Raw genomic sequence first — 26,572 nt, forward strand, 5'->3', positions numbered from 1 at the left:
CCTGCCGAAGCCTGCCTGCCTAAGATCAAGCCCATGACCGCTTCATCCTCTGGCGCCACCGCCAACCCCGTGCCCTTGCGGCAGGACGCCCGCACCATCGGCCTCGTCGGCCTGGCCCATGGCAGCTCGCACTTCTTCCACATGCTGCTGCCGCCGCTGTTCCCGTGGCTGATCGGCGAGTTTGGCTTCAGCTATTCCGAGCTCGGCCTGCTGGTGTCGGTGTTTTTTGTGATCTCGGGCGTGGGCCAGGCGCTGTCGGGCTTCATCGTGGACCGCGTGGGCGCGCGGCCGGTGATGTTTTTTGCGTTGTCGAGTTTTGCGGCGGCGGGCCTGGCGGCGGGCACGGCGCAGGGCTACTGGGGCCTGTTGCTGGCGGCCGCGCTGGCCGGGCTGGGCAATGCGCCGTTCCACCCGGTGGACTTCACCATCCTCAATAAGCGCGTGTCGCCCCAGCGCCTGGGGCATGGCTTTTCGGTGCACGGCATCAGCGGTAACCTGGGCTGGGCCACGGCGCCGGTGTTCATGGCGGGCATTGCCACGGCCACGGGCTCGTGGCGCACGGCCTGCCTGTGCGGGGGCCTGTTCGCCCTGGTGGTGCTGGCCATCATGGTCTGGAACCGCGATGCGCTCGACGACCGCCAGGGCGCCTGGGCGCACCAGGCCAAGGGCGGGGCAGGGGCTGCCAAGCCCGAGCACCCCATGGCCTTCCTCAAGCTGCCCTCGGTGTGGCTGTGTTTCTCGTTCTTCTTCTGGAGCACCTGCGCCCTGAGCGCCATCCAGAGCTTTGCCAGCCCGGCGCTGCAGTCCATGTATGGCCTGCCGCTGAGTATCACGGCCATGGTGGTTACCGGCTACATGCTGTGTGGCGCGGTGGGCATGTTGATCGGCGGCTTCCTGGTGGGGCGTGTGCAGCGGCTGGAGAAGATCATCTCGGTGTGCCTGCTCGGCTCGGCCGCGCTGCTGGTGGTGGTGGGCCTGGGGCTCCTGCCCGCCATGGCTGCCGTGGTGGTGGCTTCGGTGGCTGGCCTTGGCACAGGCCTGGCCGGCCCTTCGCGCGACATGCTGATCAAGCGCGCTGCGCCCCCGGGCGCCACGGGCCGTGTGTACGGTACCGTGTATTCGGGTCTGGACCTGGGCTTTTGCCTGGCCGCCCCGGTGTTTGGCGCCATGCTGGACCACGGCATGACCTCAGGCATCTTCTACGGCTCGGCCTTTACGCTGGCGCTGAGTGTGGTGTCAGCGGCGCTGGTGGGGGTGGGGGTTGCGGCACGGGCTGCCAGGCCCCTGGCGACGGCGGTCTGAAGGACGCCGGACGTTTGACGGGCACGCCCGCCGGGTTGGCCTGTCTCCTGCATACTCGGACCATGCCATTTCCCCTTGAAGAACGCCGCGCCTTGCTCAACGTGAAGGGCGTGGGGCCGACCGTCGTCGCCCGGCTTGAACAGATGGGCTTTGAATCGCTGGCGCATCTGGGCAAGGCCAATGCCCTGGACATTGTTTCCACGGCCTCGGCCATGGTGGGCTCCACCTGCTGGAAGAACAGCCCCCAGGCCCGCGCAGCGATCCAGGCGGCCATTGCACTGGCCCAGTCGCGGCCTGCTGCTTGACCTTTCAGCTGCAAGCCTGGGTGGGGTGTGTTGCAATGCGGCCCGGCGATGGGGCATCAAGTGGCCCCTGCTGCTGCCTCACACCATTTCCAGGACACCCCATGACCCACCCCATCTACAACGCCAGCATCCCCGTCTTTCGCCAGATGCTGGGCTCCCTGAAAGACGTGCTGGCCAAGACCGAGGCCCATGCCACGGCGCGCAAGATCGAGCCGGATGCCCTGCTGCAGGCCCGGCTGTTCCCCGACATGTTCCCCATGGCGCGCCAGGTGCTGATTGCCTGCGACTTTGCCAAGGGCGTGGCGGCGCGCCTGGCCGGGGTGGAGGTGCCGTCCTTCCCCGACGCCGAGCGTCCCGGTTTTGCCGACCTGAATGAACGCATCGACACCGTGCTCACGTTTGTCGAAGGCCTGCCAGAGGCTGCGTTTGCCGATGCCGCCACACGCCAGATCACCATCCAGCCCGGCACCCCGCGCGAAAAACAGTTCGTCGGCGAGCATTACCTGCTGCACTACGGTCTGCCTCAGTTCTTCTTCCACGTGAACGCGACCTATGCCATTGCGCGGCACAACGGCGTGGAGCTGGGCAAACGCGACTACATGGGCAAGTACTGATCAGTGCCTGTGCGCAGACGGTCACCTCGGTGGCCGCTACTGCGCATAGTTCAGCGGCAGCGCCGTGGTGAACTTGATTTCTTCCATCGCAAAGCTCGAACTCACGTCTGACAGCGCCACGGCCTGCGTGAGCCGCTTGTAGACCGAATCGTAGGCGCGGATGTCGGGCACCACCACGCGCAACAGGTAGTCCACATCCCCGCTCATGCGGTAGAACTCGACGATCTCAGGGATGCCCATCACGGCATCCCGCAGGGTGTCAAACCATTGCTGGTGGTGCTGGTTGGTCTTCACGGCCACGAACACCGTCACACCCACATTCACCTTGCGCGGGTCCACCAGGGCGACATGGCGGGTGATGTAGCCCTTCTCGCGCAACCACTGAATGCGCCGCCAGCAGGGCGTGTTGGACAGGTGCACGGCCTCGGCCAGCTCGGCCAGTGGCGTCTCGGCGTTGTGTTGCAGCATCGCCAGCAGCTGGCGGTCAATGGAATCCAGATTCTGTTTCAAGGGATATGTGAGAAATCGTTTCCCTTATTGGGCGTTAATCAGGGCATAAAAGCAAAGTTTTTTCAGGGCTGTCGTTACATACTGTCAAGGCATCGTTGGCACGGAATCTGCGTCAAGTCCCCGTAATTTCGCACCGTGCATCCACCCGGTGCGTGGTGCGCTGTCTCCCCATGGCACGCCGTTCCTGGCCCCTCCCGTCGCCCTTTTTTCAAGGATCTCATCCATGTCGCTTTCTGTTTTTCGACGCAACCCCTACGCCCTGGGACTGAGCATTGCCGCATTGGCCGTGCTGGCCGCCTGTGGCGGCAGTGACGGCCCCACCACCCCGGTGGCCACGCCTGAGCCCGCCGAGCAGTACGTGCCGCCCGAGCCGCCCTCGGGCTACACGCCCAAAACCATCAGCTATGCCAACAAGGACATGGTGGCGGCGGCCAACCCGCTGGCGGTAAAGGCAGGTGTCGACATCCTGGCCAAGGGCGGCACGGCCACAGATGCCGCCATTGCGGTGCAGATGGTGCTGAACTTAGTGGAACCGCAGTCGTCGGGCATTGGTGGCGGCGCCTTCATGCTGCACTACGACAAGGGCGCCAACAAGCTGCTGGCCTACGACGGCCGCGAGACCGCGCCCAAGGCCGCCACGCCCAACCTCTTCATCGGCGCCGATGGCAAGCCGCTGGCGTTTCTGGCGGCGGTGGACGGCGGCCTGTCGGTGGGCACGCCGGGCGTGCTGCGCATGCTCGAAGCCGCGCACAAGGCCCACGGCAAGCTGCCCTGGAAGGACCTGTTCGAGCCCGCCATCAAGCTCAGCGAAGACGGCTTTGCGATCTCGCAGCGCATGAGTGTGTCCATTGCCGGATCGGCCGCGCGCATCAAGGCCCAGGGCGAGCCCGGATCCAGCTATTTCCTCAACGCCGACGGCACGGCAAAGGCGGCTGGCACGCTGCTCAAGAACCCTGAATTTGCAGCCACGCTCAAGGCCATTGCAGCGGGCGGTGCCGATGCGTTCTACAAGGGGGACATCGCCAAGGACATCGTGGCCAAGGTGGTCAGCCATCCCACCAACCCCGGCAAGCTCGCGCTCGATGACCTGAGCGATTACACCCACAAGGTGCGCGAGCCCGTGTGCGGCGTCTACCGTGTGCAGTACCGCGTGTGTGGCATGCCCGCGCCCAGCTCGGGCGGCATCGCGGTGCTGCAGACGCTGGGCCTGCTGCAGGGCTTTGACCTGGCGGCCATGAAGCCCAACACGCTCGACTCCGTGCACGTGGTGTCCGAGGCCTACCGCCTGGCCTATGCCGACCGCGCGCTGTATGTGGCCGACCCTGACTTCGTCAACGTGCCCCAGGCCGGCCTGATCAATGCCGACTACCTCAAGGAGCGCGCCAAGCTCATCAGCCTGCAAAAGAGCATGGGCGTGCCGGTGGCTGGCATCCCGCCTGGTGTCACGGGCGCCACGGGCAAGGACAGCTCACTGGCCCTGCCATCGACCACGCACATGTCCATCATCGACAACGCAGGCAACGCGGTGTCCATGACCACCACCATCGAGAACGGCTTCGGCAGCCTGCAGATGGTGCGCGGCTTCTTGCTGAACAACCAGCTCACCGACTTCTCGTTCACGGCCACCGACGCGGCAGGCAACCCCATTGCCAACAGCGTGCAGGCTGGTAAGCGCCCCCGCAGTTCCATGGCACCCACCATCATCTTCAACGCCGCCACGGGCGACCTCGAAGGTGTGGTCGGCTCGCCAGGAGGCAGTGCCATCATCCAGTACACCGCCAAGACCATCCTGGGCATGACGGACTGGGGTCTGAACGTCCAGCAGGCCATCAACCTGCCGAACTTCGGTGCGCAGACCAACGCCACCACGTCCATCGAAAAGGGCTCGCTCATCGACACCGCTGCCATCCGCGACGGACTCAAGGCGCGTGGCCACACCGTGGCGCAGACCGACTCCTTCACCAGCGGCCTGCATGGAGCGGTGTTCAACGGTGTGCGGTCCAACGGCAATGCGGGCCTGCTGTCGCGCAACCCAGGTGCGGGCACCTATGCCGGCGGCGCCGATCCCCGCCGGGAGGGGATTGCGCTGGGCAACAACTGAGCTACGCAATGTGATCGGTGGCGGCTCCAGAGCAGGGGCTGCGCTGATACTGATGAAGGCTGCCGGGTGGACTACCGGGCAGCCTTTTTTTGTGGGTGCTCCGTGGTGACCGCCGGGTGCTTTTCGCCCGCCAGCGTCTGGAGCAAGCGGGTGAAGGTCGCTGTCGGGCCCACGTTGTCCTCGGCGCGATAGACCAGCGTCAGGGGCACATTCAGCCGCCCGCCATCCACCAACGGCCGGTAGGCAATGGCGTGGCGGTGCACGCCCTGCATCGATGAAGGCACCACGGAAATGCCCGTGCCCGCAGCCACCAGGTTGAGGTTGGTCAGCATGCGCGCCACCTCGGCCACCACGCGGGGGCGCACGCCCTGCTCGGCACACAGCGCAAGTAGGTTGGCATACAGGCCGGGCGCGCCCGGGCGGCGCACCAGGATCATGGGCTCGCCCTCCAGGTCGGCAATCTGGATGGGCAGCGGCTTGCCGCGCCGCTGGCGTTGTGCCAGCGGGTGGTCGATGGGCAGGGCCACCATGGCGGGCTCGTGCTGCAGCGTATCGAACACCAGGCCCGCAGGCCTCGCCACGGGTACGCGCAGCAGGCCGCAGTGCAGGCGGCCATCGGCCACGGCCTCGGTGATCTCGGCGGCGTTGTTCTCGCCAATCTCCAGCACCAGGCCGGGGTGGCGGGCGCGGCACTCCCGCAAGGCAAACGGGGTGAATTCATGGGCGGCGGCCGAGCTGGTGAAGGCAATCACGAGCCGGCCGGTCTTGCCCTCGGCCAGCAGCTGCATGCGGCTTTGCAGTGCGTCGAAGTCATGCACCAGGCGGGCGGCATCGGCCTGCAGTGTCTGCCCCGCCTCGGTCAGCGTGACGCCCTTGGCGTGACGCTTGAACAGCACCAGGCCCACCGTGTTTTCCAGGGCCTTGATTTGTTGGCTCAGAGGCGGCTGGGCCATGCCCAGCAGCTCGGCCGCACGGGTCATGTGCCCGGCTTCGGCCACGGCGAGAAAGTAGCGCAACTGGCGGATGTCCATGTCAGAGGTCGGGTGCAGATGGCAGGATGTTCATATGCAAATCGTATCGCCTAGGGCATTTTTGCCTATTTGACGTATTGAAAGCCGGTTTCTACGATGCAGCGGCATCCGGTTTGAAACGGCCCATAAGAATCCTCAAGGAGACACATCCACCATGACTGCCCCGCAACCCCATTTGCCTCTGCCCCGCCTGGCCCTGCTGGGCCTGGCGTGCCTTGCGGTGGCCGCCTGTGCGCCCATGGCACCCAGCAGTGCACCAGCGGCCAGCGCGGTCTCTGCCAAGGCCGAGGCCGCCCCCGTGGCTGTGGCCTGCCCCAAGGATCTGGCACCCATCGCCCGCTGCCTGTCGGGCCAGGATTCGGCGGGTGCGTATTACCTGATCGCCATGCCGCAGCAATGGAACGGCCGCCTTGTGCTGCATGCCCACGGGGGCCCCGCGCTGGGTGCGCCCAGGATGGAGCGGTCGGTCGAAGACCTCACGCGCTGGTCCATCATGGTCCGTGCGGGCTACGCCTGGGCGGGCAGCACCTTCCGCCAGGGCGGCGTGGAGGTGCGCGCAGCGGCCGAGGACACCGAGCGCCTGCGGCAGATCTTTGTGCAGCACGTAGCGCAGCCGCAGCGCACGGTGCTGCACGGCCAGTCCTGGGGCGCCAGCGTGGCAGCCAAGGGGGCTGAGATGTTCCAGACCACCGCCAATGGCAAGCGCCCTTACGACGCCGTGCTGCTCACCAGCGGCGTGCTGGCAGGCGGCACGCGGTCCTACGACTTCCGCACCGACCTGCGCGTGGTCTACCAGTACCTGTGCAACAACCACCCCCGGCCCACCGAGGTGCAGTATCCGCTGAACATCGGCCTGCCTGCCGATGCGGCGATGACCCAGGCGGACCTGGCCGCACGCGTGAACGAATGCCTGGCGCTGAACAAGCCGGTGGCCGAGCGCACGCCCGAGCAGCAGCGAAAAGTCAAAACCATCGTGGATGTGATCCGCATCCCGGCCAGCTCCATCCAGGGCCACATGAACTGGGCCACCTTCCACTTCCGCGACGTGGTGCAGCACCGCACGGGCGGCGCCAGTCCGTTTGGCAACCAGGGGGTGTTGTACCGGGGCTCGCCCGACGATGCCGCCCTGAACGCGGCCGTGCTGCGCTACCGCGCCGACCCTGCGGCCGTGGCCCGCTTCGCGCAGGACACGGACCTGACCGGCCGCATTCCCGTGCCTGTGCTCACCGTGAAAGGCGTGGACGACCCCACCGCCTTCGTCGAGCTGGATGCAGCCTTCAAGGCCACCATGGCGCAGGGCGGCAGCGCGGCGCGCCTGGTGCAGACCTTCACCCAGCACAACACCCACAGCTACCTGAGCGACTCGACCTACCCCACGCTTTTGGCGGCGCTGCTGCGCTGGGTGGACACGGGCGACAAGCCCACGCCCGAGGGCATTGCGCGGCAGTGCGCAGGCATGGAGCCCCCATTTGGCAAGGGCTGCGCCTTCCTGCCCGGCTATGTGCCTGCGCCGCTGGTCAGCCGGGTGGCAGAGCGCGAGCGGCCGTAAACCAGCCGCCAGCGCAAAAAACAAAGGCCCCGCTGGAACAGAGGGGCCTTGTGTCAAGGTGCTACAAAATTCATAGCTGATTGCGCTTTCTAGATAAGCGCCAGGTGCCAATATCTCCAAAAAAACACAGTCAGAGCACCTGTCTTCTCACACCGGGTGCAGCCCCGGCCGGGGCCGCCCCGCCGCCTCTGCTTACTTGACGGAGGCAAGCGCCTTGTTCAGCGTGGCGCTCGGGCGCATCACGGCGTCCAGCTTGGCCACGTCGGGCAGGTAGTAGCCGCCGATGTCGGCAGGTGCGCCCTGCACGGCCGCCAGCTCGGCCACGATGGTCTGCTCGTTGTCGGTCAACTGCTTGGCCAGGGGCGCAAACTTGGCGGCCAGCTCGGCGTCTTCGGTCTGTGCGGCCAGTTCCTGCGCCCAGTACAGCGCCAGGTAGAACTGGCTGCCGCGGTTGTCCAGCTGGCCCGTCTTGGGGCTGGGGTTCTTGTTGTTGTCCAGCAGCTTGCCCGTGGCAGCGTCCAGCGTCTGGGCCAGCACCTTGGCCTTGCCGTTGCCGGTCTTCAGGCCCAGGTCTTCCAGTGACACGGCCAGCGCCAGGAACTCACCCAGCGAATCCCAGCGCAGGTGGTTTTCTTCCACCAGCTGCTGCACGTGCTTGGGGGCCGAGCCGCCCGCGCCCGTTTCGTACATGCCGCCACCGGCCATCAGCGGAACGATGGACAGCATCTTGGCCGAGGTGCCCAGTTCCATGATGGGGAACAGGTCGGTCAGGTAGTCGCGCAGGATGTTGCCGGTGGCGCTGATGGTGTCCAGGCCACGGATCACGCGCTCCAGCGTGTAGCGCATCGCACGCACCTGGCTCATGATCTGGATATCGAGGCCGACGGTGTTGTGCTCGTGCAGGTACATCTTCACCTTGGTGATGAGTTCCTTTTCGTGCGGGCGGTACGAGTCGAGCCAGAACACCACGGGCATGCCGGAGTTGCGGGCGCGGTTGACGGCCAGCTTCACCCAGTCGCGGATCGCGGCGTCCTTGACCTGGCACATGCGCCAGATGTCGCCAGCTTCCACGTTCTGGCTCAGCAGCACTTCGCCCGTGGCCAGGTCGGTGATGTTGGCCACGCCGTCTTCAGCGATCTCGAAGGTCTTGTCGTGGCTGCCGTATTCCTCGGCCTGCTGGGCCATCAGGCCCACGTTGGGCACGGTGCCCATGGTCTTGGGGTCGAACGCGCCGTGCCACTTGCAGAAGTTGATGATCTCCTGGTAGATGCGGGCGAAGGTCGATTCGGGCATCACGGCCTTCACGTCCTTCAGGCGGCCGTTGGCGTCCCACATCTTGCCGCCGTTGCGGATCATCGCGGGCATGGAGGCGTCCACGATGATGTCGTTGGGCGAGTGGAAGTTGGTGATGCCCTTGGCCGAATCCACCATGGCCAGCTCGGGGCGGTGCTCGTGGCAGGCATGCAGGTCGCGCTTGATCTCGTCGCGCTGGCTTTGTGGCAGCGTCTCGATCTTGGTGTACAGATCGACCATGCCGTTGTTCACGTTCACGCCGAGTTCTTCAAAGGTCTTGGCGTGTTTCTCGAACGCATCCTTGTAGAAGATCTTCACGCAGTGGCCGAACACGATGGGGTGCGACACCTTCATCATCGTGGCCTTCACGTGCAGCGAGAACATCACGCCGGTCTTGCGCGCGTCTTCGATTTCCTTTTCGTAGAACTCCAGCAGCGCCTTCTTGCTCATGAACATGCTGTCGATCACTTCGCGGTCGAGCAGGCTGACCTTGGGCTTGAGGATGATGGCCTTGCCGCTCTTGGTGATCAGCTCCATCTTCACGTCACGGGCGCGGTCCAGCGTCATGGACTTTTCGCCGTGGTAGAAGTCGCCAGCGTGCATGTGCGACACGTGCGAACGCGAGGCCTGACTCCACTCGGCCATGCTGTGCGGGTTCTTGCGTGCGTATTCCTTCACGGCCTTGGGCGCGCGGCGGTCAGAGTTGCCTTCGCGCAGCACGGGGTTCACGGCCGAGCCGATGCACTTGCCGTAGCGGGCCTTGATCTCTTTTTCCTTGTCGTCCTTGGGCTGGTCCGGGTAGTCGGGCAGGGCGTAGCCCTTGGCCTGCAGCTCGGCGATGGCGGCCTTGAGCTGCGAGACGGACGCACTGATGTTGGGCAGCTTGATGATGTTGGCGTCGGGCTGCAGCGTTTTCTTGCCCAGCTCGGCCAGGGTGTTGGGAGCGCGCTGGTCTTCCTTCAAAAACTCGGGAAACTCGCCCAGCACGCGGGCGGCCACGGAGATGTCGCTCTCCGTCACATTGATGCCTGCGGGCGCCGCGAACGTGCGGACGATGGGCAGGAAGGAGGCCGTGGCCAGACGGGGTGCTTCGTCGGTCAGGGTGTAGATGATGGTCGGTTGCTGGGTCGTCATGGCTTGTCTCACGAAACAGAGTAGGTAGGTGCCCCCGGCTGCGTCGCAGCGGGGCCAAACGCGGATGCTCTCTGATTCTCCTTGCTCGGGGCTGTCACAGCCCGCTGTTTTTGCAATCGAATCTCACAATGCAAAATTATCATAAGCCCAGGGCACTTTTTTTCACCAAATAGGTGGTAATCACCCTGCGGCGCTCTGCAGTTTGACCGCGTTGGCGGCAGCGCGCCACCCCCTGTACACCCTACGAAAGGCCCCCTGGAACAGCCACCACGCGGCCAGGCAGGACGGCAAACTGCGCCCAGTGCGCGGGCAGGGCTTCGGGCGCCGTGCCGGTGAAAGCCCCGAAGGCGGGCAGGATCAACTGTCCATCGCCCCACCCAAAGCACGGCGCCCGCAGCGCATCCCGCGCCGGGCCGCGCAGCCGCAGCGTGGGGTGCAGGTGCCCGGCAATCACCGTGTGGCCCGCAACGGCCTGCGGGTGGTGGCAGCCCAGCACCGGCACATCGGCGCGAGGCAACCAGGGCTCGTTGACCAGCGCCAGAGCCAGCGTGGCCGGTGGGTCGCCCGCATGCAGGTCGTGGTTGCCGCGCACCAGGGTCATCGCCACACGGGCATGGCGCTGGCGCCAGGGCAGCAACTGCTGCCACAGCGAATCGGCCGCGCCGCTGCGTGCGTGCAGAAAGTCGCCCAGAAACACCAGGTGGTCGGCGCCGGTGGCAGCGAGCACCGCATCCAGCCGCGCCAGGTTGTCGGCCGTGGTGCCATGCGGCACCGGCTGGCCCGCGCGGCGGAAGGTGGCTGCCTTGCCGAAATGCACATCCGCCACCAGCACCATGCGGGCAGCGGGCCACCACAGGGCGCGCTGGGGCAGCAGCTGCAGCGCGGTGCCGCAGGGCAGGGTGATGGCGTGCGCACCGATGGTGGGCGTGGGGATAGCCAGCGAGGTCATGGAGCTCAGAATCCGTGGCGTCTGCGGGCGCGACGAGGGCTGTCCCCGGCCGGGTCGCGGCGCGTGCGCCGTGCCGAGGTCGCGGAGCCTTCAGGGAGGTCCCACGCCATGTCCGTGGATTGCACCGGGTGCTGCGCCAGGTGGGTGCCCGTGGTGGCGTCGGCCGCCTGCTCCAGCGCCTGCACCATGCGCGCCAGCCGGTCGGTCAGGGTCTCGGTGCTCAGGCGCTCGCGAAAGCGCTCCACCATCAGCGGCAGGGCAAACGGGGTGGGGCGCGTGAGGGCATGGATGGACAGGGTCTGCGCCTGCATGCCGCGCAGCGTGCGGGCCAGTCGCTCCATGTCCAGCTCGTTCGCTAGCAGCTCGGCACGGGCCTGGGCCAGCAGCAGGTTGTCGGGGTCGTACTGGGCAAACACGTCGTAATAGAGCGACGACGAGGCCTGCAGCTGGCGGCTGCTGCGCTCCTCGCCGGGGTGGCTCTGGAAGATCAGGCCCGCAATGCGCGCGATCTCGCGAAAGCGCCTGCGCGCCATTTCGGTGGCGTTCAGGCTGGCCAGCACTTCATCTTCGAGCCCGCTACAGATGGTGGTGTGCGTGCCTTCGCCGATCAGGCGCGGCAGTAGCGCGGGCCAGTCCACGGGCTTGGCCGACAGCAGTTCCAGCCCGTAGTCATTGACCGCGATGGAGAAGGTGTTGGGCACATGCTGCGACGCGCGCCAGCCCAGCAGCCCGGCCAGGCCCAGGTGCACCAGGCGGCCTGCCAGTGGGTACAGGTACAGGTGCCAGCCCTCGCGCGTGTGCAGGGTCTCGGCCACCAGGCGACTGGGTGTGGGCAGGGCCGACCAGGCCTGCTGCAGCTCCAGCAGTGGCTGGGCGCAGCACATCTCGGGCGTGGTGAACTTGCCGCGCTCGGCCTGCGCCAGCTGTTCCAGCATCGCATCGGCCAGCGTGTTCGACAGCGGCATGCGTCCTCCGCTCCAGCGCGGTAGCGCAGCGCTGCCCTTGGGGGCGATGCGCACATAGGCCGTCATCTGCTGAGTGCGCACCAGCTCCAGCAGGCGGCCCGCGAACATGAACACATCGCCCTTGCGCAACCGGGCGATGAAGCTCTCTTCCACCGACCCCAGGCGCCCGCCGCTCACAAACTGCACCTGCATGCTGGCATCACTCACGATGGTGCCGATGTTGCTGCGGTGGCGGCGCGCCAGGCGCGCATCGGGCACGCGCCACACACCTTCGTCGTCGGGCACCACGCGGTGAAAATCCGGGTAGGTGGCCAGCGATGCGCCGCCCTGGCGCACGAACTGCAGCGCCCACTGCCAGTCGTTGTCGGCCAATGCAGCATAGGCCGGTGCGCGCCGCACTTCGGCCAGCAGCGCATCGGGCACAAAGCCGCCGCCGAGCGCCACGGTGACCAGGTGCTGCACCAGCACGTCAAGCGGCGCACGCGGCGTGTGCCGGTCTTCAATGCGGCCCTGCGCCAGTGCGTGGCGCGCAGCGGCTGCCTCCACCAGCTCCAGGCTGTGCGTGGGCACCAGCGTGATGCTGGAGCTGCGCCCCGGCGCATGGCCTGAGCGGCCTGCACGCTGCACCAGCCGCGCCACGCCCTTGGCCGAACCGATCTGCAGCACCTGCTCCACCGGCAAAAAGTCCACGCCCAGGTCCAGGCTCGATGTGCACACCACGGCCTTGAGCTGCCCGGCCTTCAGGCCTCGCTCCACCCAGTCGCGCACCTCATGCCCCAGCGACCCATGGTGCAGTGCGATGGTGCCGGCCCAGTCGGGCCGTGCCTCCAGCAGCGCCTGGTACCAGCGCTCCGCCTGAGACCGGGTGTTGGTGAACACCAAGGTGGACGCCGCCGCTTCGATCGACTGCACCACCTGCGGCAGCAGGCTCAGCCCCATGTGGCCCGCCCACGCAAAGCGGTCGGCCCGCGCGGGCAGCATCACCTGCACCTCCAGCCGCTTGTCGATGCGGCCCTGCACCAGCACGGCGGGCGGTGGATGTGGCGCTTCCGCCGTTCTGGGCAAGGGCTGGGGCAGCAAGGTGTGCAGGGCCTCCTCCAGGTTGCCCAGCGTGGCCGACATGCCCCACACCTGCAGCGCCGGGTTCCAGCCCGACAGGCGCGCCAGCGCCAGCTGCACCTGCACGCCGCGTTTGTTGCCCACCAGCTCGTGCCACTCGTCCACCACCACCAGCCGCACGCTGGCCAGGCGCTCACGCGCATCGGCGCGCGCCAGCAGCAGCGACACGCTTTCGGGCGTCGTTACCAGCAGCGTGGGCAGGCGGCGGTCTTGCGCAGCGCGTTCGCCGCTGGCGGTGTCGCCGGTGCGCAGGCCGCTGGTCCAGGTGGGGGCCAGTTCGGGCAGCGGTGCCTGCAGGGCGCGCAGCGAATCGGCAGCGAGTGCACGCATGGGCGTGATCCACAGCACGGTGAGCGGTGGTGCCGCAGCGCGGCGCGTGCGCAGCGCGGTGCGGGCGTTGGGGGCTTCTTCGGGCGCTGGTGCTGCATCGGCCCGCGCCAGATGCTGCAGCGCGCCCAGCCACACCGCATAGGTCTTGCCCGCGCCCGTGGTGGCGTGCAGCAGGCCCGAGCGGTCCTCGCCCATCGCGCGCCACACGTCTTGCTGGAAGCCGAAGGGCTGCCACCCGCGCGCCGCCATCCAGGCGGCTGCGGCACTCGGTGCCACCGGGGGCAGGGGCTTGCGCGGGCGGCGTGTCGTGCTCATATGGCCGCGTCCTGCCCCGGCAGCAGTGCCATCAGCGTTTGCAAGGTATCGGCCTCGGCCACGGGTTTGTCTTGCCGCCAGCGCAGCATGCGCGGAAAGCGCACCGCAATGCCGCTCTTGTGGCGCGGGCTGCGCGCAATGCCTTCGAAGCCCAGCTCAAACACCAGCGTCGCGTCCACGCTGCGCACGGGCCCAAAGCTCTCGCGCGTGGTCTTGCGGATGATGGCGTCCACCTGCGCAATCTCGGCATCCGTCAGGCCCGAATAGGCCTTGGCAAAAGGCACCAGTTGCCGGTCCGGGTCGTCCTGCGGCCCGGTCCATACGGCAAAGGTGTAGTCGGTGTAGAGGCTTGCGCGGCGGCCGTGGCCGCGCTGGGCGTAGATGAGCACCGCGTCCACGCTCATGGGGTCGATCTTCCACTTCCACCACACGCCCACATCCTTGGTGCGGCCCACGCCATAGTGGGCGCTGCGGTGCTTGAGCATGAAACCCTCGGTGCCCATGCTGCGCGCGGCCTCGCGCTGGCGTGCCAGGTCTTGCCAGTCGGCGCCATGCAGCAACTCGCTCAGGCGCAGGGCCGGGTGCGGTGCGGGTGCGATGGTGGTGTCATCACGCTGTTGCAGCGTGGCCTCCAGCAGCGTACGGCGGGCCTGCTGCGGCTCTTGGCGCAGGTCCTGCCCGGCGTGTTCGAGCAGGTCGTAGGCCACCAGCACCACGGGCAGCTCGCGCAGCAGCTTGGGGGTCAGCGTCTTGCGGCCCAGGCGTTTTTGCAGGTCGGCAAAGGGGCGGGGCTGGGGCTCATCGGGCAGCCACACCAAGATCTCGCCATCGATCGCCGAGCCATTGGGCAGCTGCGCCATCGCAGCCTCGGCCAGTTCAGGGAAGCGGTCGGTCACCAGCTCCTCCCCGCGCGACCAGATCCACACCGCGCCGCCCCGGCACACGATCTGCGCGCGGATGCCGTCCCACTTCCATTCCACCAGCCAGTCGTCGGGCGTGCCCAGCAGTGCGGGCATCTCAGCCACGGGCTGGTTGAACGGGTGGGCCAGGAAGAACGGGTAGGGCTGGCCCGCATCGGCAGCATCCTGAGCACTTTCATCGTCGTCCACCGGCGCGATCAGCGCCTGGTAGTCGCTGGCCTGCGGCTGCCGGCCGATCTGCGTGTAGCCCATCAGCCGGTGGGCGATGCGTTTGGGGTCCAGCGCGCTCACCGTGGCCAGCGCTTGCGTCACCTGCAGGCGCGACACTCCTACGCGGAAGTTGCCGGTGATGAGCTTGAAGTACACAAAGCGCTGCTCGGGCGCCAGCATGTCCCATTGCGTGCGCAGACGGGTATCGGCGTCACCCTGCGGCAGGGCGCGCAGGGGCAGCAGCTGGGCCATCCATTCGGCCAGTGTCAGTTCGGTGGGCTGGGTGGGCAGCGGCAGCAGCAGCGCCAGCGTTTCGGCCAGGTCGCCCACGGCCTGGTAGCTTTCTTCAAACAGCCACTCGGGCAGGCCCGCAGCCTCCTGCGCCAGCGTTTTCAGGCGCTTGGTGGGCACCATCTGGCGGGGTTTGCCGCCTGCGAGAAAGTACGTGGCCCAGGCTGCATCGGCGGGCGGTGCCACGCGCAGGTAAGCCACCAGTGCCGCGAGTTTGGCCGACTGCGCGGTGGTGGCGTCGAGCGCCTGGAAAAGCTGGGCAAAGGCCTTCATGCGGCTGCCTCAGGTGTGGGTGTGCTGCCTGGCACCTCAAGCGCCGCCCCTGCATCGTCCTCGTTGTCATCGGCGCCGTATTCGGTGGCGAACACCTGGGCGTCCAGCCCCTGCTCGCGCAGCCAGCGCACCATCACGGCCGTGCTGCCGTGCGTCACGATGACGCGCTCCGCGCCCGTGGCGCCAATGGCTTTTTGCAAGCTGGGCCAGTCGGCGTGGTCGCTCATCACAAAGCCCCGGTCCACGCCCCGGCGTCGGCGTGCGCCGCGCACCAGCATCCAGCCGCTGGCAAACGCGTCGGAAAACTCCCCAAAGCGCTTGAGCCAGGGGGTGCCGGCGGCCGAGGGCGGCGCCAGCACCAGCGCGCGTTTCAGGTCGGCCTTGGTGAGGCCAGGGTCCGTCACGCGCAGCGTGGGCGGCAGGTCCACGCCCGCCGCGCGATACACGGCGTTGAGCGGCTCCACCGCCCCATGCACCACGATGGGCCCGATGCTGGCGTCCACCCCATGCAGCAGCCGCTGCGCTTTGCCGAAGGCGTAGGCGTACAGCACGCTGGCCTTGCCCGCCGCAGCATTGGCAGCCCACCAGGCATTGATGTCGGCAAACAGCGCGGGCTGCGACGGCCAGCGGTAGATGGGCAGGCCAAAGGTGGATTCGGTGATGAAGGTGTGACAGCGCACCGGCTCGAAGGGCGCGCAGGTGCCGTCTTCTTCGAGCTTGTAGTCGCCCGAGGCCACCCACACCTGGCCGCTTTGTTCGACGCGCACCTGGGCCGAGCCCAGCACATGCCCCGCAGGGTGCAGCGACACGCGCACGCCATGGTGGTCGATGACCTCGCCATAGGCCAGCGTCTGCAGGTCGATGTTCGCACCCAGCCGATTGCGCAGCGTGCCTTCGCTGTCCGTGTGCGCCAGGTAGTGCGCCGAGCCCATGCGTGCGTGGTCTGAATGGGCATGCGTGATCACGGCCCGCTCCACCGGCCGCCAGGGGTCGATGTAGAAATTGCCCTGCGGGCAATACAGGCCTTCGGAGCGGTGGACGATCAGGTCGCTTGCGTGCATGGTCAGGACATCGTAGGCGGCGGGCCAAAGCCGGGGCGCGGGCTGGGGATTGCGTGACGACGCTTCATGACTAAAATTTGAATAAAAATGGCTGCTAGCGCTTATATGATGAGTGCTGGCAGCTATAAATATGTGAGCAATTGCGCTGGGCGTGATTCATTCCGTCAGCGCTGTCAACGCCTCGTCCCATCATCTTGTGCAGCTTCTCCCTGTCTGCAGGCCAACACCGCTTTTGTATGCGCACCGAAATCGCCCGCCCGTCAGACGCCGTTGCCATTGCTGCCGTGTTGCGCGAGGCCGCGCAGTGGTTGGTCGATCAAAAAATTCCGCTCTGGCTCGTGTCTGATTTCACAGATGACAGCGTGCAGCGTGCAGCGTGCAGCGTGATGTGGATGGCGGGTTGTATGTGGTCGCCAAAGCGAGCGAAGCGGTAGTGGGTGTGGTGCGCTTCCAGCGCGAAGACCCAGTCTTCTGGCCGGACGCTGAACCGGGCACCTCCGCGTTCTTGCACAAGCTGGCCGTGCGGCGTGCTTGGGCGGGGCAGGGGGTATCTACGGCACTGCTGGCATTTGGGTGCCAGCACGCACGCAGCCTGGGCCTGCGCTATCTGCGGCTGGACTGCGTGGCCGACCGGCAACCGCTGCGAAGGCTGTATGAGGGCTTTGGTTTTACCCTGAACGACTGTGTGCGCAAAGGCAGCAGAGAGTTTGCGCGGTACCAGATCGTGCTGTAGCCGCGCTGTGACCATCTTCAGGAAGGAACGATTCATGCGCCGTGTTTGTGTGTTCCGCCGGTTCGTCATGGCGTTGTTGGTGGCCGTCGCCATGGCCCCCTTCCTGACCACTGCCCAGGTGGCTGGCAATGCCGCCCCGCGAACCAACGCCTTCAACGACCCGTTCGTGCAGGTCACCAGCGCTCTCCCGCACTGCCCCGTGCCCGAAGGCCCGCTCTACACCGAGGCCGAGGTGCGCGAGCTGGCGCATGTGCGATCGCAACACGGCGGCAGCTGCCACCGCGTGGGGCGCTGCCGCCTGCCCAACTCGTACCTGTACGACGCCGAGATCATTCCGCGCGTGCAGCGCTACATCCAGCAGGATGGCCGTTTTGACGACACCAGCGTGTGGGTGCTGGGCGAGCGGCGGCTGGTGACACTGATGGGTTGTGTGCGGTCGCAGGCGCAGGCCGAGGCGCTGGAGAAAGCCGTGTGGCTGGTGGACGACGTGATGGGGGTGATCAACCTGCTGCAGGTGGGCGTTGAGCGCGATGGCGTGCGCTACCCGGTGCGGTCAGTGCCGTAGCCGGTGCACCGGCCTGCCGCGGCCCTTTTATCCCAGCCGCACCCGGCGCGCAATCGGTCCCGACACGGGGCTTGCATCGCCGGTGCCACACATGGCGCGTGGGGGCTTGGGCTGGCCTGTTTCCTGCTGCATATTGCCGTTTCTCCTATTTCATCAAGGAAATTTCGCCATGCAATTCAAGCGTTCCCTGCTTGCGGCCGCTACCCTGGCCCTGGCAACCGTTGCTCCCACCGCGTCGGCAAAACCGTTCAAGTGGGCAGGCTCCAGCGACATCCAGACCATGGACATCCATTCGCAAAACAGCGCCCTGGGCAATGGCATCCATGCGGCTGTGTATGAGTCGCTGGTGATGTTCAACAGCCGCACGCTCAAGGTCGAGCCGCTGCTGGCCACCTCGTGGCAGCAGGTCAGCCCCACGCAGCTGCGCGTGAAGCTGCGACAGGGGGTGAAGTTCAGCGACGGCTCGGCCATGACGGCCGATGACGTGGTTTATTCGCTGCAGCGCGCGATGAGCAAGACCTCCACGTACTCCATCTACACCCAGGGCATGGACCGCATCGCCAAGGTAGACGGCGAGACCATTGACATCTTCCTGAAGAACCCCAACCCGGTGATCCTGAACCAGCTCACCGAGCTGCGTGTGATGAGCAAGGCCTGGGCCGAGAAGAACAACTCGGTCGAGCCCAAGGACATCAAGGCCAAGGACGAAACCTATTCGCACCGCAATGCCATGGGCACCGGCCCCTTCGTGCTCAAGGAATGGGTGCCCGACCAGAAGATCGTGTTCGCGGCCAACCCCCACTGGTGGAATTCAGGCAAGGCCGAGGGCAACGTCACGGAGATCACCTACACCCCCATCAAGTCTGAAGCCACGCGCATCGCCGCGCTGCTGTCGGGCGAGGTGGACATGGTGCGCGACACCAGCATTCAGGATCTCGCACGCATCAAGGCCAACCCCGCCCTCAAGGTCATGGAGATGGTGGAGAACCGCACCGTGTACCTCGCCATGGACCAGTTCCGCGAAGAGCTGGTGGGCAGCAACATCAAGGGCAAGAACCCACTCAAGGACCTGCGCGTGCGCAAGGCGCTCTACCAGGCCATCGACAGCGCCACGCTGCAGCGCGTGACCATGCGCGGCATGTCCAAGCCCACCGGGGCCATCGTGCCGCCCCAGGTCAACGGCTGGACCGAAGGCGTGGACAAGCGCCTGCCCTATGACGCCGCCGCCGCCAAGGCCCTGCTGGCCGAGGCCGGCTACAAGGACGGTTTCGAGGTGGACTTCGCCTGCAGCAACAACGCCATCATCCAGGATGAGGAGCTGTGCCAGGCCATCACCTCCATGTGGTCGCGCATCGGCGTCAAGGCCAAGCTGCGCACGATGCCCGCCGTGAGCTACTACCCCATGGCCCAGCGCCACGAGGCCAGCATCGCGCTGCTGAGCTGGGGCGTGCCCACGTTTGACGCGCTGTACACGCTGCAGTCGCTCACGCGCACCAAGACCATGGGCGCCGACGGCAACTACAACCTGGGCCGCTACAGCAACGAACGCATGGACTACATCGTCGACCGCGTGAAGACCGAGACCGACCTGCCCGTGCGCAACCGCTTGCTCACCGAGGCGCTGCAGCTGCAGAACGACACCATCGCCCACATTCCCCTGCACAACCAGATGCTGGCCTGGGCGATGAAGAAAAACGTGGAGCTGGTGCAGCGGCCGGACAACCGGATCGACTGGCGGCTGATCAAGGTGAATTGACGGGCAGGGACACGAAAGGCCCTCCAGCCACGGACGGCCTTCGTGGCACCTTCAAGCCGGCAGATTCAGCCGCAGCACGCTGTTCTCGCTGCCCACGTAGAGGCTGTTGGCGTCCGGGCCGGGGCTGATGAACTTCACCAGGTTCAGGCTCGCGGGCAGCGCACCCAGGCGCACGCCGACCGGTGTGGGCTGGTTTTGCCCTGCCAGCAATTCCAGGCCTTTGGCCACGGTAAAGCGGTAGACGCCGCATGCGCTGGACAGGAAGACCTCGCCAGGGCGGCTGGGCAGCACGCACAACTGCAGGTAGTGCAGAGAGAACGCATGGGTGACATTTGCAGATGGCAGCGTAAAGGACTGGCGTGTGCCGCCTTCCAGCCGCACCAGCTCAGGTACGTAACGCACCAGCTTGCCTTCTGCGGTGGCCACGGTGCGGTTGCACAACACCCACGAGACAGGTGAGCTGCCGCCTTCGAACGCGAGATCCGTCACGTCCATGTACCACGGGCGCTGCTCCAGCGGTGGGTAGTTGGCGGCGGAATGAACCAGCTGCGGATCGCCAGCGACCACCTGAACCTGCCCGGTGGCGCTGATGGTGCCGATCACGGAGACGCCCGAGGCCGGAGGTAGTTCGGCAATGCCGGAGAGCGGCACCACCCGCGTCGCAAACCACAGCAGGCCCGTGGTGTCGGTGCGAAGAACCTGCGGGCCGGACGTCGGTAGGGGAGAGCGTGGTACGGGTGGGAAGTGATGGAAATAGGTACTCTGGACCCAGGGTTCCCAGGCATTGCTGGCGCCGCCTTTGGGCGAACGCAGAACCGTGTCGGTAGCGGGGTCGTAGGTCAGAAAGTAGCCGTATGCTTCTGCCAGGTGTCGGTAGGCTGGTGGGCGTTTGAGCAATAGCGAGGCCACTTGCCCGGTAGGGCTTACGGTACGGATGGGCGCGGGCGCACCGTACCCGGTTGCTTCGGCCGTGACCAGATACAAGAGCCCCGAGGTATCCGTACACGCATCAACACCGCTTTCGAAGTCGAAACGGGCTGAATCGCCAGTGCCGTCGCTATGCCCACGGTGGTCCTCCAGGCCCACCCACAGCTCAGGTACGGATTTGAGGAACTTGACAAGGTCCAGGCGGTAGAGCGCATCACCGTATGCACTGTTCACGCTCGAAACGCTGACGATCAGGTTGCCGTTGAGGGGGTGGGCTATGGCTGTTTTCACGCGCCCTGGCAATTGCCATTCCAGTTGGCGTGTTCCGTCCAGCGCGTAATGTGCCGCTGTGCCGGACGTAGCGTTCACCCCCCAGTACCTGTTGCTGTCATTCTTGACCGGAGCAACGGGCGTGACATTGGCTGGCCAGCTGTGGGGCAGGATGTTCCATGTGTATTCCCCCGAGGGCGACCTGGCAAGTTCCGCCCATTCCACGAAGTTGCTCGGTGATTCGGTCGTGAACCGCCGAATGGCCCCGGCGTGGGAGACGACCAAAAGGCTGTTTCGGGGCGTGGATAGTAGTGAGGTAACAGTTCCATCGGGGGCCAGGGTACGCAGGGTGTCCATCCCGTTCGGATCAGATACCACCCTGTCCAGGAAGTACACCAGGCCATCACCCGCGAGCACGGGACTTCCGAAAGAAGCGATCCGGGCGGCCGAGCCCTTGCCGTCCTGCGGCACGGTGGCGCCGAATCCACCGGCCAGGGGCACTGGTGTTCCGTCTTGCAGGAACGAGACCACGTATCCGCTGTCACCAGAGCGGAACTGCGCAACGAGGTAGCGGTCCTGCGCGTCAAAGACCCCTGAGCTAGCCGCAAGTGCGAGGGGAAAGTACGACAGGGTGCCCTGCGCGGACACCCGCCCCACCATATTTCCTGCGTCAGGTTCGTTGCCGGAATACCCAGTGAACCAAAGTTCCCCCTGGCTATTGAACGAATGCCCTGCTGCCGTTACTGGCAAGCGGGCGTCGGTGGAGGTTCCCGCCATTGATCCCGCCCCACCCAACGCGCCCGCCACAAGGCTGAGTGAAGCAGGGCCTGGCGCCGGAGGGGGCGGTGCAGGGGGTGGGGCGGGTACTTCGCTGCCCCCGCCACCGCCGCAGGCGGTAAGCCCGGAAGCAGTCATCCACAAGGCAAAGTGACGTCGTGTGAGAGCGGAAGCGGCTGTCTCGTCAGGTGGGTTCATGAAGAATCTCCGAAGTGTGAACAGGGGGTGCGGTCAGTCAGCGGCGGATGCGCGCGCATGCCGTCTCAACCGGGAAGACCCAATCGCAGTACGCTGTTTTCGCTGCCTACGTACAGGCTGTTGGCATCGGGGCCGGGGCTGATGAACTTCACCACGTTCAGGCTGGTGGGCAGGGCGCCCAGGCGCACGCCAGCTGGCGTGGGTTGGTTCTGCCCAGCCAGCAACTCCAGGCCCTTGGCTACCGTCCATCGGTACACGCCGCATGCGCTGCACAGGAAGACCTCCCCCGGGCGGCCGGATACAACGCACAGCTGGTTGTAGTGCATGGAGGCGTAGTCGGTCTCGTTCGCGGAGGGCAGGGCGAAGGACTGGCGCGTGGCACCTTCGAGGCGCACCAGCTCTGGTGCATAGCCCAAGAGTTTCCTGTCGGTGCTCAAGATGGCCCGGTTGCACAGCACCCAGGAGATTGGGGAGCTTCCTCCTTCGAACGCCATATCTGTCACATCCATGTACCAGGGGCGCTGATCCAGCGGGGGATAGTTGGCGGCAGTATGGACGAGCTGTGGATCGCCTACCACCACCTGCACTTGCCCCGTGGCGGATATCGTGCCGATCAGGGAAGTTCCTGAACCGGGAGGTAGCCAATCCAGGGTGATGGGCAGCGTCCGTGTCGCAAACCATAGCAGGCCTGTGGTGTCGGCGCGCAGAGCGCACATGCCTGAGAACCCCGGGTTTGCGCCAAAGTATTCGCTCCTTACCCATGGCTCCCAGGCAGTGCTCCCCGCCTTGGGTGCGCGCAGCAGGGTTTGGTTTTCCTTGTCGTAGGCCAAGAGGTAGCCGTACGCGCTGGACAGCAGCTGGTATCCCCATGGGTATGTGACAGGCATCGAAGTCACCTGGCCTGCCGGTGTGACGGTACGCAGCGGCGTAGGGACCGACTGCGGCGGCGTACCGGGCAGTGGGATCTGAGCCCCCACTGCCACATACAGCGGGCCCGATGCTTCCGAGGTGGCGCGAGCACCGCGTTCAAAATCAAACCGTGCTGCATCGCCCTGGCCGTCCGTGTGCCCGCGCTGATCGGCCAGGCCGACCCAGGGCTGCGGCACAGCGGTCGGAGTTTTCACCCTGTCCAGCACCAAGAGTACGCCGGGGCTCTCGAGGGAGGATTGGTCCAGAGGGCCCCGCCACGCATGCGCCACCAAGTGTCCGGTGAGGGGGTTGGACACCGCCGCATCCACCCGCCCTGGCAGCTGCCAGACGTCCGTACGCTTGCCATCCAGCGCGTAGTGGGCCATCGTGTTGAACGCAGCGTCAAAGCCCCAGTACATGTCGATGCTGCCTTTGACGGGCGCGAAGGGTTCGGCGTGGGCCACACTTCGCCAGTTGTTCGGCAGGACTTCCCAGAAGTATTGCCCTGACGAGGCCCTCGCCAGTTCCGCCCATTGCACGCGGTTGTTCTGAAAATCATCGGTAAACCTGCGCACTGCCCCAGTGGGGGAGGCGATCAAGCGGCTGTTATTGGGCACCGGCAGCAAGGAAACCACGGTTCCATCGGGGGCCAAAGTTCGCAGCGTGTAGTTGGTGGCGCCAGCATCGCGGTCCAGAAAGTACACCAGCCCATCGCCCGCCAGCAGCGGGTTCCCGAACCAGAGGATCTGCGCCGCAGGGCCTTTGCCATCCTGCATGGTGGTGGCGTTGGGTTGGCCTGCCAGCGTCACAAGCGTTTCATTGTCGAAGAACGAAACCACAGTGCTGGAATCGCCCACCGCAGCATGGGCGATCACGTACCGGTCTTGCGCATCAAAGACCCCGAGATTCACGGGCACCTGTTGGTTGAACGCAAAGTACGACAGCGTACCTTCCGGGGTGATCCTTCCGACTTTTTGTTCACGGCCGTACCTGCCAACGAACCAAAGATCGCCCTTGCTGTTGAAGGCATGCCCCGCCATCACTGGGGGCAAACGTGCATCGGTCAACGCGCCAGACAGAAAACCTGAGCCGCCCAATGCGCCCGCCATCAAACTGAGCGAGGCTGGTCCCGGCGCGGGTCCGGGCGGTGGGGCTGGCGCGGGGGCGCCCTCTCCCCCGCCACCGCCGCAGGCCGACAAACCAGAGGCCGTCATCCACAGGGCAAAGTGGCGGCGAGTGAGGGCAGAGGACACCTTCTCGGTCGAAGTGCGCATGGACAGTCTTGTGAAAGTTGAGAAATGACTGCTTATAAAACACCCCGGTTGCAAATGTGGAGGTTGTTACCAGGAGTTGCAGTGACGCGCGTGCCAGCTGTGAGCGCCGAGCACTGCGGGCACGCAGAGTGCGCGGGCGTTAGCGCGCGGGCTGCAGCATGATGATCGCCATGCCCGCCAGCGCCACCAGTACGCCCGCCGCATCCCAGGCGGTGGGCCGAATGCCATCGACTATCCACAGCCAGGCCAGCGCCGCGCCGATATAGACCCCGCCATAGGCCGCATACACGCGACCCGCGCCTGCGGTGTCATGCAGAGTGAGCAGCCACGCGAACAGGGCGAGGCTCAGCGCTGCAGGGAGCAGCAGCCACATCGGCTTGCCCTGTTTGAGCCACAGCCAGGGCAGGTAGCAACCCACGATTTCAGCCAGGGCGGTGGCGATGAAGAGCAGCAAGGTCTTCATCATTGTTCGGGGCCGCGAAGGGCGGTGGATGGTGGTGCCTCTGGGCTGGTTGCCAGCCACTGGCGCAGCGCCAGTTCGCCCTTGGCGGTGAAGTGCACGACGCGCGAGCCCTGCGCCCGGTGCGCCCATCCGCCGTCGAACAGGCGCTGCAGCAGCGCAGCGCCCAGCGCGCCGCCCAGGTGGTGGCGGCGCTCGCTCCAGTCCAGGCAAGGGCGGCACAGCATGCGCCGCTGTTGCGCCAGTGCCGTGGTGTCAATGCCCACCTGTGCAAACCACTGCGCGCCTGCGGGCGTCACCGCTGCACCCTGGGGCGTGGCGTGCAGCAGCCCCTGGCGCACCAGGGCTTCGTAGAACTGCACGCCCACTTCGCCGGCCAGGTGGTCGTAGCACATGCGCGCGCGGCGCAACGCGGGCTCCCGGGGGCTTGCGCGCAGGCGCACGGCACCGGCGCGGAAGGCCACGTTCATGAGCGATTCCAGCAGGTGCGCCACATCGCGATCAGCCAGCCGGTAGTAGCGGTGGCGGCCCTGGTGCTCGACGGTCAGCAGGCCCGCATCGAGCAGCTTGGCCAGGTGGGCACTGATGGTCTGCTTGGTCACGCCTGCCACCGCCGCCAGTTCGGTGGCCGTGAGTGCGCGGTCGGCCATCAGGGCCGTGAGGACTTCGGCGCGCGCGCTGTCGCCAATGAGCGCGGCAATGCGCGCGATGTGGGGGCCATCTTTCATGGTTCGATCTTGGGCGAACCATCGAAGGACGTCAACCGCCTATCGTGAAGCCCTGTCCACCAACGACTTCTGAACACCATGATCACCTGCTTTATCCGCTACGACATCGACCCCTTCCAGCGCGAGCTGTTTGCCGAATACGCGCGCCGCTGGGGCCAGATCATCCCGCGCTGCGGGGGCCACCTGATCGGCTATTTTCTGCCGCACGAGGGCAGCAACTACGAGGCCTGGGGGCTCATCGGCTTTGAGTCGCTGGCTGCCTACGAGGCCTACCGCGCCCGCCTGCGCTCCGACCCCGAAGGCCGTGCCAACTTCGCCATGGCGCAGGAAAAGCGGTTCATCCTGCGCGAGGAGCGCACGTTCACGCAGGGCGTGGAAGGCACGCTGGACCTGCCCGCACACCCACTGGAGATCAGCGCATGATGGCCGTCATTTTCGAGGTACAGCCCGCTCCGGGCCAGCAGGACGCTTATCTGGGCGCTGCCGCTGCGTTGCGGCCTTTGCTGGAGCAGATCGACGGGTTTATCTCCATCGAACGGTTCGAGAGCCTCAGTGCTCCCGGCAAACTGCTGTCGCTTTCGTTCTGGCGTGACGAGGAAGCGGTGGCGCAATGGCGCCAGATGGAAGCCCACCGCGCTACGCAGAAAGCAGGCCGCGAGCGGATCTTCGACAACTACCGCCTGCGCGTCGCCGCCGTGGTGCGCGACTACGGCATGCACGACCGCAATCAGGCTCCCGCAGATTCACGATCAGTGCACACCTGACGGGAGCCTGCGCTCCCGGCTACGACGGCCGTGCTGCCGGGCAAGCCTCGCCATGGCCGCGTTTCGAACTGTGGTGGTCTGCACCAGCGCAGGAGAAAGGGGGTTGCCACCCAGATTTGCTGCCGGGTCAGCGCCCACCGGCGGCGGATGCGGAGACGGGAGAGATCCGCAGGAGGGGCAGGCCTTCAGCAAGGTGACACAGCGCCGCTCACGCTGCCCTGGCACAGGTGCAGGCTGACCCGCGCCCGGTTCAATAGCAGATCGCACAGCCACGCGTACACCAGCGCGATGTATGCCAGTTGCGCCCAGCCCACGTAGCTGCCGAACACGACGGTGTGCAGCCAGTTCTGGCCCCAAAGGTAGATGGCGCTGCTTGCCAGCGTGGCCAGAAGGAGGGTGGCGGTGGCCGGCACCAGCGATACCCCACCGGCGCCGTGGGGTCGCCGCCATGCGGCCAGGCCCAGCAGGGCGAATGCCAGGGCATTGGCGCCGCTGAAGATGCGCAATTCGCGCAACAGCTTTTCGGCCGTGTCCATGTAGGCGCTGCGGATCAGCGCATCGAGCTGGGCCTGCATCTGCTGCGCGGTGCCAATCTGCAGTTCCAGCCGTTGTTGCCGCCGTTTGCGGCACTCGCACGCCGGAATCCCCATCTCGGCCGCAATGGCCGCGACCCGGGCGGGCAGGCCCGCAGACAGCGCCTTGCGAGCGGCGTCGATCTCCTGTTCCTTGCCGCGCAAGAAGACCCGCGCCTGGGCGCTCAGAAAGCGTTCGTCCAGGGCCCGGAGCTTTTCGCCCGTCTTGTGCTCGATCTGCTGGCGGATCAGCTCGCGCGCACCGTGTTCAATCCAGGTAGGTTGCAGCAGCGATACCAGCAGCAACCCGCCGAAGGCGGCGCTGCCCAGCAGGGACAGCAGGAGTACGAAAGAGCGAAACAAGGTG

Annotated in this window: 22 protein-coding genes; 10 read left to right on the forward strand and 12 right to left on the reverse strand. The window is 66.2% G+C overall.

Annotated elements, in window-relative coordinates:
* The first annotated feature begins 33 nt into the window (after positions 1 to 33).
* The 3 genes from C8C94_RS18795 (at position 34) to C8C94_RS18805 (ending at position 2,221) form a co-directional block, all read left to right on the forward strand.
* The gene (locus tag C8C94_RS18795) at positions 34 to 1,302 is read left to right on the forward strand and encodes an MFS transporter (protein WP_121422976.1); all 1,269 of its coding nucleotides are present in this window, start codon (positions 34 to 36) and stop codon (positions 1,300 to 1,302) included.
* Between the two features lie 62 nt (positions 1,303 to 1,364).
* Positions 1,365 to 1,607 (forward strand): helix-hairpin-helix domain-containing protein, encoded by a 243-nt coding sequence (locus tag C8C94_RS18800; RefSeq protein WP_121421794.1) that lies wholly within the window; start codon positions 1,365 to 1,367, stop codon positions 1,605 to 1,607.
* A 101-nt stretch (positions 1,608 to 1,708) separates the two neighbouring features.
* Positions 1,709 to 2,221: a DUF1993 family protein gene (locus C8C94_RS18805; protein ID WP_055395783.1), complete on the forward strand. Its 513-nt coding sequence runs from the start codon at positions 1,709 to 1,711 to the stop codon at positions 2,219 to 2,221.
* A gap of 36 nt (positions 2,222 to 2,257) precedes the next feature.
* Here C8C94_RS18805 and C8C94_RS18810 read toward each other — a convergent pair whose 3' ends face one another.
* Positions 2,258 to 2,719 carry an Lrp/AsnC family transcriptional regulator gene (locus C8C94_RS18810; RefSeq protein WP_055395804.1) on the reverse strand — a complete coding sequence of 154 codons (462 nt, stop codon included), beginning with the start codon at positions 2,717 to 2,719 and terminating at the stop codon, positions 2,258 to 2,260.
* 235 nt (positions 2,720 to 2,954) lie between these two features.
* Here C8C94_RS18810 and ggt point away from each other — a divergent pair, with 235 nt between their 5' ends.
* On the forward strand, positions 2,955 to 4,832 hold the full coding sequence (gene ggt / locus C8C94_RS18815) for a gamma-glutamyltransferase (protein WP_121421796.1): 1,878 nt from the start codon (positions 2,955 to 2,957) through the stop codon (positions 4,830 to 4,832).
* A 71-nt stretch (positions 4,833 to 4,903) separates the two neighbouring features.
* Here the strand turns inward: ggt and C8C94_RS18820 are convergent, their stop codons facing one another.
* A complete protein-coding gene (locus tag C8C94_RS18820; protein ID WP_121421797.1) occupies positions 4,904 to 5,863 on the reverse strand; it encodes a LysR family transcriptional regulator in 960 nt (319 codons plus the stop codon).
* A gap of 154 nt (positions 5,864 to 6,017) precedes the next feature.
* Here C8C94_RS18820 and C8C94_RS18825 point away from each other — a divergent pair, with 154 nt between their 5' ends.
* Entirely contained in the window at positions 6,018 to 7,412 is a 1,395-nt protein-coding gene (locus C8C94_RS18825) for a hypothetical protein (RefSeq protein ID WP_121421798.1), read from the forward strand.
* A gap of 192 nt (positions 7,413 to 7,604) precedes the next feature.
* Here C8C94_RS18825 and C8C94_RS18830 read toward each other — a convergent pair whose 3' ends face one another.
* The 5 genes from C8C94_RS18830 to C8C94_RS18850 all read right to left on the reverse strand — a co-directional run bounded on the left by C8C94_RS18830 (position 7,605) and on the right by C8C94_RS18850 (position 16,272).
* Positions 7,605 to 9,839 (reverse strand): NADP-dependent isocitrate dehydrogenase, encoded by a 2,235-nt coding sequence (locus C8C94_RS18830; protein WP_055395789.1) that lies wholly within the window; start codon positions 9,837 to 9,839, stop codon positions 7,605 to 7,607.
* Positions 9,840 to 10,080: 241 nt separating this feature from the next.
* On the reverse strand, positions 10,081 to 10,788 hold the full coding sequence (pdeM, locus tag C8C94_RS18835) for a ligase-associated DNA damage response endonuclease PdeM (RefSeq protein ID WP_121421799.1): 708 nt from the start codon (positions 10,786 to 10,788) through the stop codon (positions 10,081 to 10,083).
* A 5-nt stretch (positions 10,789 to 10,793) separates the two neighbouring features.
* Positions 10,794 to 13,517: a ligase-associated DNA damage response DEXH box helicase gene (locus tag C8C94_RS18840; RefSeq protein ID WP_121421800.1), complete on the reverse strand. Its 2,724-nt coding sequence runs from the start codon at positions 13,515 to 13,517 to the stop codon at positions 10,794 to 10,796.
* Entirely contained in the window at positions 13,514 to 15,211 is a 1,698-nt protein-coding gene (locus tag C8C94_RS18845) for an ATP-dependent DNA ligase (protein WP_121421801.1), read from the reverse strand. Before C8C94_RS18845 ends, C8C94_RS18840 begins: the two co-directional genes overlap by 4 nt.
* Complete coding sequence (locus C8C94_RS18850) at positions 15,208 to 16,272, reverse strand: ligase-associated DNA damage response exonuclease (RefSeq protein ID WP_121421802.1); 1,065 nt, start codon at positions 16,270 to 16,272, stop codon at positions 15,208 to 15,210. The genes C8C94_RS18845 and C8C94_RS18850 overlap by 4 nt, the downstream gene beginning before the upstream one ends.
* A gap of 376 nt (positions 16,273 to 16,648) precedes the next feature.
* On the opposite strand from C8C94_RS18850, the gene C8C94_RS18855 reads away from it, so the two are divergent.
* The 3 genes from C8C94_RS18855 to C8C94_RS18865 all read left to right on the forward strand — a co-directional run bounded on the left by C8C94_RS18855 (position 16,649) and on the right by C8C94_RS18865 (position 19,326).
* Positions 16,649 to 17,005, forward strand: coding sequence for a GNAT family N-acetyltransferase (locus C8C94_RS18855; protein ID WP_199731289.1), 357 nt, complete (start codon positions 16,649 to 16,651; stop codon positions 17,003 to 17,005).
* A 34-nt stretch (positions 17,006 to 17,039) separates the two neighbouring features.
* A complete protein-coding gene (locus tag C8C94_RS18860; protein WP_121421803.1) occupies positions 17,040 to 17,570 on the forward strand; it encodes a BON domain-containing protein in 531 nt (176 codons plus the stop codon).
* Between the two features lie 169 nt (positions 17,571 to 17,739).
* Positions 17,740 to 19,326, forward strand: coding sequence for an ABC transporter substrate-binding protein (locus tag C8C94_RS18865; RefSeq protein WP_121421804.1), 1,587 nt, complete (start codon positions 17,740 to 17,742; stop codon positions 19,324 to 19,326).
* A gap of 51 nt (positions 19,327 to 19,377) precedes the next feature.
* Here the strand turns inward: C8C94_RS18865 and C8C94_RS18870 are convergent, their stop codons facing one another.
* The 4 genes from C8C94_RS18870 to C8C94_RS18890 form a co-directional block, all read right to left on the reverse strand.
* The gene (locus tag C8C94_RS18870; protein ID WP_233573610.1) at positions 19,378 to 21,183 is read right to left on the reverse strand and encodes a hypothetical protein; all 1,806 of its coding nucleotides are present in this window, start codon (positions 21,181 to 21,183) and stop codon (positions 19,378 to 19,380) included.
* Positions 21,184 to 21,563: 380 nt separating this feature from the next.
* Positions 21,564 to 23,681, reverse strand: coding sequence for a hypothetical protein (locus C8C94_RS18880; protein WP_233573514.1), 2,118 nt, complete (start codon positions 23,679 to 23,681; stop codon positions 21,564 to 21,566).
* A 139-nt stretch (positions 23,682 to 23,820) separates the two neighbouring features.
* On the reverse strand, positions 23,821 to 24,144 hold the full coding sequence (locus tag C8C94_RS18885) for a YnfA family protein (protein WP_121421807.1): 324 nt from the start codon (positions 24,142 to 24,144) through the stop codon (positions 23,821 to 23,823).
* A complete protein-coding gene (locus tag C8C94_RS18890; RefSeq protein ID WP_121421808.1) occupies positions 24,144 to 24,869 on the reverse strand; it encodes a helix-turn-helix transcriptional regulator in 726 nt (241 codons plus the stop codon). The genes C8C94_RS18885 and C8C94_RS18890 overlap by 1 nt, the downstream gene beginning before the upstream one ends.
* A 78-nt stretch (positions 24,870 to 24,947) precedes the next feature.
* On the opposite strand from C8C94_RS18890, the gene C8C94_RS18895 reads away from it, so the two are divergent.
* The gene (locus tag C8C94_RS18895) at positions 24,948 to 25,292 is read left to right on the forward strand and encodes an NIPSNAP family protein (RefSeq protein WP_010465174.1); all 345 of its coding nucleotides are present in this window, start codon (positions 24,948 to 24,950) and stop codon (positions 25,290 to 25,292) included.
* Positions 25,289 to 25,633: an antibiotic biosynthesis monooxygenase gene (locus C8C94_RS18900; protein WP_055396150.1), complete on the forward strand. Its 345-nt coding sequence runs from the start codon at positions 25,289 to 25,291 to the stop codon at positions 25,631 to 25,633. The genes C8C94_RS18895 and C8C94_RS18900 overlap by 4 nt, the downstream gene beginning before the upstream one ends.
* Before the next feature lie 185 nt (positions 25,634 to 25,818).
* On the opposite strand, the gene C8C94_RS18905 is transcribed toward C8C94_RS18900, so the two are convergent.
* A complete protein-coding gene (locus C8C94_RS18905; RefSeq protein WP_121421809.1) occupies positions 25,819 to 26,568 on the reverse strand; it encodes a hypothetical protein in 750 nt (249 codons plus the stop codon).
* Positions 26,569 to 26,572 lie beyond the last annotated feature (4 nt).

This window comes from Acidovorax sp. 94, from assembly GCF_003634645.1.
Lineage (GTDB): Bacteria > Pseudomonadota > Gammaproteobacteria > Burkholderiales > Burkholderiaceae_C > Acidovorax > Acidovorax facilis.

Bases quoted from the DNA above. Each gene is read 5' to 3' on its own strand.
- C8C94_RS18795 (WP_121422976.1), top strand. From the start codon at position 34: ATGACCGCTTCATCCTCTGGCGCCACCGCCAACCCCGTGCCCTTGCGG.
- pdeM (WP_121421799.1), bottom strand. From the start codon at position 10,788: ATGACCTCGCTGGCTATCCCCACGCCCACCATCGGTGCGCACGCCATC.
- C8C94_RS18820 (WP_121421797.1), bottom strand. From the start codon at position 5,863: ATGGACATCCGCCAGTTGCGCTACTTTCTCGCCGTGGCCGAAGCCGGG.
- C8C94_RS18830 (WP_055395789.1), bottom strand. From the start codon at position 9,839: ATGACGACCCAGCAACCGACCATCATCTACACCCTGACCGACGAAGCA.
- C8C94_RS18840 (WP_121421800.1), bottom strand. From the start codon at position 13,517: ATGAGCACGACACGCCGCCCGCGCAAGCCCCTGCCCCCGGTGGCACCG.
- C8C94_RS18860 (WP_121421803.1), top strand. From the start codon at position 17,040: ATGCGCCGTGTTTGTGTGTTCCGCCGGTTCGTCATGGCGTTGTTGGTG.
- C8C94_RS18870 (WP_233573610.1), bottom strand. From the start codon at position 21,183: ATGGTGGGGCGGGTGTCCGCGCAGGGCACCCTGTCGTACTTTCCCCTC.
- C8C94_RS18885 (WP_121421807.1), bottom strand. From the start codon at position 24,144: ATGAAGACCTTGCTGCTCTTCATCGCCACCGCCCTGGCTGAAATCGTG.
- C8C94_RS18890 (WP_121421808.1), bottom strand. From the start codon at position 24,869: ATGAAAGATGGCCCCCACATCGCGCGCATTGCCGCGCTCATTGGCGAC.
- C8C94_RS18805 (WP_055395783.1), top strand. From the start codon at position 1,709: ATGACCCACCCCATCTACAACGCCAGCATCCCCGTCTTTCGCCAGATG.
- C8C94_RS18800 (WP_121421794.1), top strand. From the start codon at position 1,365: ATGCCATTTCCCCTTGAAGAACGCCGCGCCTTGCTCAACGTGAAGGGC.
- C8C94_RS18845 (WP_121421801.1), bottom strand. From the start codon at position 15,211: ATGAAGGCCTTTGCCCAGCTTTTCCAGGCGCTCGACGCCACCACCGCG.
- ggt (WP_121421796.1), top strand. From the start codon at position 2,955: ATGTCGCTTTCTGTTTTTCGACGCAACCCCTACGCCCTGGGACTGAGC.
- C8C94_RS18865 (WP_121421804.1), top strand. From the start codon at position 17,740: ATGCAATTCAAGCGTTCCCTGCTTGCGGCCGCTACCCTGGCCCTGGCA.
- C8C94_RS18825 (WP_121421798.1), top strand. From the start codon at position 6,018: ATGACTGCCCCGCAACCCCATTTGCCTCTGCCCCGCCTGGCCCTGCTG.
- C8C94_RS18900 (WP_055396150.1), top strand. From the start codon at position 25,289: ATGATGGCCGTCATTTTCGAGGTACAGCCCGCTCCGGGCCAGCAGGAC.
- C8C94_RS18880 (WP_233573514.1), bottom strand. From the start codon at position 23,681: ATGCGCACTTCGACCGAGAAGGTGTCCTCTGCCCTCACTCGCCGCCAC.
- C8C94_RS18850 (WP_121421802.1), bottom strand. From the start codon at position 16,272: ATGCACGCAAGCGACCTGATCGTCCACCGCTCCGAAGGCCTGTATTGC.
- C8C94_RS18895 (WP_010465174.1), top strand. From the start codon at position 24,948: ATGATCACCTGCTTTATCCGCTACGACATCGACCCCTTCCAGCGCGAG.